The organism is Pseudomonas sp. C2B4 (assembly GCF_013359695.1).
GTDB lineage: Bacteria > Pseudomonadota > Gammaproteobacteria > Pseudomonadales > Pseudomonadaceae > Aquipseudomonas.
Window position 1 is genome coordinate 24,329 of record NZ_JABFMU010000070.1, and the last position, 7,143, is coordinate 31,471.

A 7,143-nucleotide genomic window follows, 5' to 3' on the forward strand; every position below is an offset into this window, starting at 1 on the left:
AGGCAACCCCAAACCCTGTAGGAGCGAGCCTGCTCGCGATGGTCGTCAACGATTACGCGTGTTATCTGGATAAACGCGGTGTTCTCGGGTTCATCGCGAGCAGGCTCGCTCCTACAGGGGGTTGTGCGTTTCTGTCTTAGTGGGCGTGGCAGTCGTTGGCGGCGGCGCGTTCGGCCCCGCCGAGGATGTTGAACAGCAGGTTCAGCGTCAGGGCGCTGAGGGTGGCCATGGCGATGCCGCTGTGGGTGATCGGGCTCATCCACACTGGCAGGTGGGCAAAAAACTCCGGACGCACCACCGGGATCAGGCCCATGCCGATGCTCACCGCCACCAGCAGCTGGTTGCGACGATCACCGATGTCGGCTTCCTGAAGAATCTTGATCCCGGTGGCGGCGACCATGCCGAACATCGCAATGGCCGCGCCGCCCAGTACCGCTGGCGGAATCGAAGCCACCAGGAACGCGGCTTTGGGCAGCAGGCTCAGGACGATCAGCAACCCGCCGGCGACAATGGTCACCGAGCGGCAACGCACGCCGGTCATCTGCACCAGGCCGATGTTTTGCGCGAACGAGGAGTGGGTGAAGGTGTTGAAGAAACCGGCGAAGAACGAAGCACCGGCATCACAGAGCAAGCCACGGCGCAACATGCGCGGGCAAACGTCCTGGCCGGTGATCTTGCCCAGCGCGAGGAACATCCCGGTGGACTCGACGAAGATGATGACCACCACCAGGCACATCGACAGGATCGGGGCGAGTTCGAATTTCGGCATACCGAAATGCAGCGGGGTGACGAATTGCAGCCACGGCGCCTGGGCCATGCCGCTGAGGTCGACCATGCCGATCAAGCCGCAGAGCACGTAGCCCAGGCACATGCCGATCAGCACGGAAATGTTGACCCAGAAACCGCGCATGAAACGGTGCACCAACAGGATGGTGCCCAGCACCAGCGCGGCGATGGTCAGGTAGATCGGTGAACCGAATTGAGCGGCTTGAGCGCCGCCGCCGGCCCAGTTCACGGCCACCGGGAACAGCGATAAGCCAATCGAGGTGATGACCGTGCCGGTTACCAGTGGCGGGAAGAAGCGCACGACCTTGGACATGAACGGCGCGATGAGCATGCCGAAGAAGCCGGCGGCGATGGTGGCGCCGAAGATCCCCTGCAGGCCGATGCCGGGCATGCCCGCCATGGCGACCATGCTGCCGACGGCGGCGAAACTGGCGCCCATCATCACCGGCATGCGGATGCCCATCGGGCCGATGCCAAGGGATTGGACGATGGTGGCGATGCCCGCGACCAGCAGGTCGGCGTTGATCAGGAAGGCGATTTCTTCACGACTCAGGCCTGCGGCCTGTCCGATGATCAGCGGCACCGCGATGGCTCCGCCGTACATCAGCAGAACGTGTTGCAGGCCAACCAGGATCAGTTGCAGGAGGGGTAAACGCTGAATGGCGGGTGCGTCGGGGATGCGCGCTGCGGATAGCTCGGACATGCAACACCTCGGATCTTTTTTATTCTTGTGATTGACAGCTGCAGTGCTGCTGGCAGCTGTTTTCGAATCAGGTGGACCGCGTTGCGGCCATTCGCGGGCAAGCCCGCTCCCACAGGTTTTGCGTTGCCTGTGTGGGAGCGAGCCTGCTCGCGAAGCTTTTTTACTTAGTTGGTCGGGGCACCCTGAACGATCCAGGCGCCGATCAGGTCACGTTCCTGCTGGGTCATCTGGGTGATGTTGCCCAGTGGCATGATCTGGGTGGCGACGGCTTGGGCCTGGATCCGTGCAGCGTTCTGGCGGATCTGCTCGGGGGTGTCGAACATCACACCGGCCGGGGCCGCGCTGAACAGCGGGCTGGTCGGTTTGGCCGAGTGGCACACCGCGCAACGTTCCTGAATCACGCTGTGGACCTTGTCGAAGCCAGGGCCGGCGTTGGACGCTTGTGCCGGTGCGGCGGCAGGCGCTTCGGCCGGTTTGGCTTCAGCCGGTTTCAGACCGCCACCCACTGCTGTTTCCGGCAGCGGCTGGTACTCGATCGCAGCAGGTGCCTTGGCCACTTCCGGGGCGCTGGACATCGGCTTCGGACCGGACACATAAGCCAGGCAAATCATGCCCACCGCTGCCACCGGCAGGGTCCAGGCAAATTTGTGGCTGTCGTGACGGGTGTTGAAGTAGTGACGTACCAACACGGCCAGCACCGCGATCCCGGCCAGGATCAGCCAGTTGTATTGGCTGCCGTAGGTGCTCGGGAAGTGGTTGCTGATCATGATGAACAGCACTGGCAAAGTGAAGTAGTTGTTGTGACGCGAACGCAGCAGGCCTTTGGCCGGCAGCGCCGGATCGGGCGTGCGGTTCTCGGCAATCGCCGCGACCAGTGCACGTTGCGCCGGCATGATGATGCGGAACACGTTGCCGACCATGATGGTGCCGATGATCGCGCCGACGTGCAGGTACGCGCCACGACCACTGAACACCTTGCTGAAGCCGTAGGCGGCGCCGATGATCAGCACGAACAGGATGAAACCGAGTAGGGCAGGGCGTTTGCCCAGGGCCGAGTCGCAAAGGAAGGAGTAGATGAACCAGCCGATGAACAGCGAACCCAGACCGATGGCCACGCCTTCAGGGCCGCTCAGGGTGCTGCCCGGAGCCAGCAGGTAGAGCGTCGGGTTGGAGTAGAACACCACGCACAGCAGCGCGATACCCGACATCCAGGTGAAGTAGGCTTCCCATTTGAACCAGTGCAGGTTGTCCGGCATGGTCGGTGGGGCCAGTTTGTATTTTTCCAGGTGGTAGATACCGCCGCCGTGGATCGCCCACAAGTCACCGGCCAGACCGCTTTTCGGGTTGACCCGATTGAGGTTGTTTTCCAGCCAGACGAAGTAGAACGACGCGCCGATCCAGGCCACACCGGTAATCATATGAACCCAGCGCACGCTCAGGTTCAGCCATTCCAACAGATGTGCTTCCACAGTCTTTACCTCTCGCCCGTCACTCTTGTTGTCGAGTGATCGGACCTTCTCTTATTGGTGGGGGGCGAGGATCAAACGCTCATCCTCTTTGAAAAAATGCTCATCGCAGTTATTGCCTGTGCCACTGCGATCAACCACCAGGAAGTCATCCCGCTTTTCGATCGTCAGCACCGGGTGGTGCCAGACGCCGCGATGGTAATTAATGCCCTGCCTGCCGTTGGTGACGAAGGCGCGGACCAAGCCTGATACAGGTACATCGCCAAGTGGCGCGACCACGATCAGAAAGGGGTTGCCGAGCAGCGGAATGAAAGCCTGGCTGCCCAGCGGATGACGCTCCAGCATGCTGACGGTCAGCGGCATGTCCTGCGCGTCGGCGCGGAAAATGCTGATGATCGCCTTGTCCTCTGGCGTGGCGGTTTCCACCGACGCCAGTTTATGGAAGCGCATGGTCGAACCGTTGTTGATCATGAAGTGATCGCTGCCGTCGGTTTCGATCACGTCACCGAAAGGGGCGAAGGCTTCTTTGGTCAGCGGTTCAATCGTCAGTGTGCGCATGCTGGTCTTCTTATCTCGAATTCGTTGTTGTCTGTTCTATTGTCTTCGCGAGCAGGCTCGCTCCCACATTTCGACCGCGTACCCCTGTGGGAGCGAGCCTGCTCGCGAATGGCCTCAGCGCTTATTTAGCGACCTTGCCCAGGACGCGCAGTCGGCTCACGCCACCATCCGGGAACACGTTCAGGCGGATGTGGGTGATCGGGCCCAGTGCCTTGATCTGCTCGGCGAAGGTGTGTTCGGCGTGCATTTCCAGCTTCTGGCTTGGCAACAGTTCGCGCCAGAACAGCGACTGGGTTTCGATCTGGCTGTCGGTGCCGCCTTTAACGAACGCACCCTGGATCGAGCAGCTGTCCGGGTAGTTGCCCTTGAAGTGCAGGGTGTCGACGACGACTTTCTCGACTTCACCTGCATGGCCCAAGGCGACGATGACCCAGTCATTGCCCGGGGTACGACGACGCGCGGTTTCCCAGCCGTCGCCCATGTTGATGCCACGGCCCGGGTTGAGGATGTTGCTCATGCGGCCGAAGTGTTCGTCGGAGCAGGCCAGGGCGCGACCGCCGTTCAGGGCCGCTGCCAGGTCCACCTGCTCGTTGTCGCCAACGGCCGACCAGTCGCGGAACGGCACGCCGTACACGCGCAGACGGGCCACGCCGCCGTCCGGGTAGATGTTGAAGCGCAGGTGGCTGAACGCCTGCTCGTTGTTGATCTCGTGGTAGTGGTGGCTGTTGCCTTGCAGCTCGACCGCCGACAGCACTTCAACCCACTGGGTGTTTTCGTCCGGCTCGCCTTCGGCCAGGAAGCAGGCTTCCAGGGAGGCCGATGGCGGGAAGTTGCCGGTGAAGAATGAAGTGTCGATGTCCACGCCTTTGATCGAACCCGGCACGCCCAGGCGGATCACTGCGCTGTCATAGCCTTCGAAGCGCTTGCGGCGCGACTCCCAGCCGTCCATCCACTTGCCGTTGTCATCGAACACGCCCTCCTTCCACACGGCCGGGGTCGGTTGGAACAGACGGTTGGCGTCTGCGAACCAGTCATCGGTGACCGAGATGATTTTGGTGCCCAGGCGGGCGTCGGCCAGGTTGACGAACTTCTCGAAAGGTACGGCGTAAGCTTTCATTCTTCTTGTCTGCCTTTAATAAGTTGGCTTGGGATGCTCACCAGGCCCTGGGCGGTTTCGGCGTTCTTGAATCCGCTCGGGCCAGGTTTGCTATAGGGTCAGTAATCGGAACAGGGCGATCTTGTTGATCTCCGCCAGCGCGCACTTGAACTCGGTGTCGACCGGGTTGTGAATGCGCGTTTCGAACGCTGCGAGGATCTGATGCCGGTTGCTGCCTTTTACCGCCATGATGAAGGGAAACTTGAACTTGGCTTTGTAGGCGTCGTTCAGCTCGGTGAAGCGCTGGAACTCTTCGGCCGTGCATTGGTGAATACCGGCGCCAGCCTGTTCATTCGTGCTGGCTTCGGTCAACTGGCCCTGGACGGCGGCTTTGCCGGCCAGGTCCGGGTGAGCGTTGATCAGTGCCAGCTGGCTGGCGTGATCGGCGCTCAACAGGATGTCGCTCATGCGCTGGTGCAGGGTTTCGATCTCGTCGATCGAAGCGTCCTGGCCCAGCTCGAAAGCCTTCTCGGCCACCCATGGCGAATGTTCGTAGATATCGGCGAAGACGCTGACGAAGGCGTCGCGGCTCAGGGTCGATGGCTTGATCGATTGAAAGGTGCTCATTTGGCAGCCCCTTGGTACGGGTGGGTTTCCTGCCAGTGGCGCGCGATGTCGACGCGGCGGCTGAACCACACCTGTTCATGACTTTTAGCGTATTCGATAAAGCGCTTGAGCGAAGCCAGACGCGCCGGACGGCCGATCAAACGGCAGTGCAGGCCGATCGACAGCATCTTCGGTGCTTCGGCGCCTTCGGCGTACAGCACATCGAATGCGTCCTTGAGGTATTCGAAGAAATCGTCGCCCTTGTTGAAACCCTGGACCTGGGTGAAGCGCATGTCGTTGGTGTCCAGTGTGTACGGGATCACCAGGTGCGGCTTGCCGGTCGGGTTGTTCGGTTCCCAGTAGGGCAGGTCGTCGTCGTAGGTGTCGCTGTCGTAGAGGAAACCGCCTTCTTCCATCACCAGGCGACGGGTGTTCGGACCGGTGCGGCCGGTGTACCAGCCCAGCGGGCGTTCACCGGTGATTTCGGTGAGGATACGGATCGCCTCGAGCATGTGCTCGCGTTCCTGGGTTTCGTCCATGTACTGGTAGTCGATCCAGCGGTAGCCGTGGCTGCAAATCTCGTGGCCGGCATCGACCATGGCACGGATCACGTCCGGGTGGCGCTGGGCGGCCATGGCGACGGCGAAGATGGTCAGCGGAATGTCGAATTCCTTGAACAGTTTCAGAATCCGCCAGACGCCGGCACGGCTGCCATACTCGTACAGGGATTCCATGCTCATGTTGCGCGCGCCTTGCAGCGGCTGCGCCGAGACCATTTCCGAAAGGAACGCTTCGGATTCCTTGTCGCCGTGCAGGATGTTGCGCTCGCCACCTTCTTCGTAATTGAGCACGAAGGACAGGGCGATACGAGCATTGCCCGGCCAGTGTGGGTGAGGAGGGTTACTGCCGTAACCGGTCAGGTCGCGTGGGTAGTCAGCGCTCACTGCAGTCTTCCTTCTTATTCGTGTTGACAGGTTGTGTGGCGAGCCTGCAAGTGGGAAGTCAGGCTGGCGTCACAGCGATGGGCTGATTGTATACAACTTTATATTCACTTTGTAAGCCTGATTTTTTGCATTTTTCGCTAACGGTCATCTTTCCGTGGTATTTGGACGAACCTGCAAGAAACCTGCCTGATCAGTCAGCTAAAAGTCGTGAGGGTCAGCAAGGATGCGCTTCGACGGTAAATCGTCTGGAAATCGATGGGTGGCGCTGCTGGTCGCAAAAATGTCGTTTTTATTGTGTACAATTTTTATGAAAAGTGTCTTAATCAATCGCTCGCCGCAGCTTTTCGTGCTCCGAAACGGTGCGGTCTCCTTTTAACTGACTTCGGGAGGCGCGAGGTCTGACTGCTTCCACGCAGGCAGGCGCGCAGAATCAATGGGACGTTTGACTACACACGTTTTGGACGCTGCACACGGTTGCCCGGGCAGCTCGATCAAGGTCGAGCTGTACCGCGTTGAAGGTTCGCAACTGGAATTGGTCGCCACTGCGACAACCAACAGCGATGGCCGTGTCGATGCACCGCTGCTGCAAGGCGATGACTACCGCACCGGTGTTTATCAGGTTCAGTTCCATGCGGGGGATTACTACCGCGCCCGTGGCGTTCAGCTGCCTACACCGGCATTCCTGGATGTCGTGGTGCTGCGTTTTGGCATCTCGGCCGAACAGGATCACTACCACGTACCCCTGCTGATTTCGCCCTACAGCTATTCGACGTACCGCGGCAGCTGATCCCCCAAGCAGCTGCCGTACCCTGGAAGCGACTGCGCATATAGCTTCTTTGGTCTTTCGCCCGCTCACACTGCGGGCTTTTTTTCGCCTGTCGAAAAGTGGGGCGTGTGCTGACGCCTTCGCGAGCAGGCTCGCTCCCACAGAGATATGCATTCCAATGTGGGAGCGAGCCTTCACGCGAAGCTTTTGCTGTCAGC

General features: G+C 60.4%; 7 protein-coding genes. 1 reads left to right on the forward strand and 6 read right to left on the reverse strand.

The window, feature by feature from the left end; genetic code table 11:
* Positions 1 to 136: 136 nt before the first annotated feature.
* The 6 genes from HNQ83_RS27645 to puuE all read right to left on the reverse strand — a co-directional run bounded on the left by HNQ83_RS27645 (position 137) and on the right by puuE (position 6,159).
* Positions 137 to 1,489 carry a nucleobase:cation symporter-2 family protein gene (locus HNQ83_RS27645; RefSeq protein ID WP_175392017.1) on the reverse strand — a complete coding sequence of 451 codons (1,353 nt, stop codon included), beginning with the start codon at positions 1,487 to 1,489 and terminating at the stop codon, positions 137 to 139.
* A gap of 164 nt (positions 1,490 to 1,653) precedes the next feature.
* Positions 1,654 to 2,958: a urate hydroxylase PuuD gene (locus tag HNQ83_RS27650; RefSeq protein ID WP_175392018.1), complete on the reverse strand. Its 1,305-nt coding sequence runs from the start codon at positions 2,956 to 2,958 to the stop codon at positions 1,654 to 1,656.
* Positions 2,959 to 3,009: 51 nt separating this feature from the next.
* A complete protein-coding gene (locus HNQ83_RS27655) occupies positions 3,010 to 3,513 on the reverse strand; it encodes an ureidoglycolate lyase (RefSeq protein WP_175392019.1) in 504 nt (167 codons plus the stop codon).
* A 121-nt stretch (positions 3,514 to 3,634) separates the two neighbouring features.
* Positions 3,635 to 4,630, reverse strand: a complete 996-nt coding sequence (alc, locus tag HNQ83_RS27660) for an allantoicase (protein ID WP_175392020.1) — start codon at positions 4,628 to 4,630, stop codon at positions 3,635 to 3,637.
* A gap of 90 nt (positions 4,631 to 4,720) precedes the next feature.
* The gene (uraD, locus tag HNQ83_RS27665; protein WP_175392021.1) at positions 4,721 to 5,236 is read right to left on the reverse strand and encodes a 2-oxo-4-hydroxy-4-carboxy-5-ureidoimidazoline decarboxylase; all 516 of its coding nucleotides are present in this window, start codon (positions 5,234 to 5,236) and stop codon (positions 4,721 to 4,723) included.
* Positions 5,233 to 6,159, reverse strand: coding sequence for an allantoinase PuuE (gene puuE, locus HNQ83_RS27670; RefSeq protein ID WP_175392022.1), 927 nt, complete (start codon positions 6,157 to 6,159; stop codon positions 5,233 to 5,235). The genes uraD and puuE overlap by 4 nt, the downstream gene beginning before the upstream one ends.
* Positions 6,160 to 6,592: 433 nt before the next feature.
* Between puuE and uraH the strand changes: the two genes are divergently transcribed.
* Positions 6,593 to 6,946, forward strand: a complete 354-nt coding sequence (gene uraH, locus HNQ83_RS27675) for a hydroxyisourate hydrolase (protein WP_121105928.1) — start codon at positions 6,593 to 6,595, stop codon at positions 6,944 to 6,946.
* Positions 6,947 to 7,143: the final 197 nt, after the last annotated feature.

What these genes read in the sequence shown, in the direction of transcription:
- HNQ83_RS27645 (WP_175392017.1), bottom strand. Translation starts at nt 1,489, where the DNA reads ATGTCCGAGCTATCCGCAGCGCGCATCCCCGACGCACCCGCCATTCAG.
- uraH (WP_121105928.1), top strand. Translation starts at nt 6,593, where the DNA reads ATGGGACGTTTGACTACACACGTTTTGGACGCTGCACACGGTTGCCCG.
- uraD (WP_175392021.1), bottom strand. Translation starts at nt 5,236, where the DNA reads ATGAGCACCTTTCAATCGATCAAGCCATCGACCCTGAGCCGCGACGCC.
- HNQ83_RS27655 (WP_175392019.1), bottom strand. Translation starts at nt 3,513, where the DNA reads ATGCGCACACTGACGATTGAACCGCTGACCAAAGAAGCCTTCGCCCCT.
- alc (WP_175392020.1), bottom strand. Translation starts at nt 4,630, where the DNA reads ATGAAAGCTTACGCCGTACCTTTCGAGAAGTTCGTCAACCTGGCCGAC.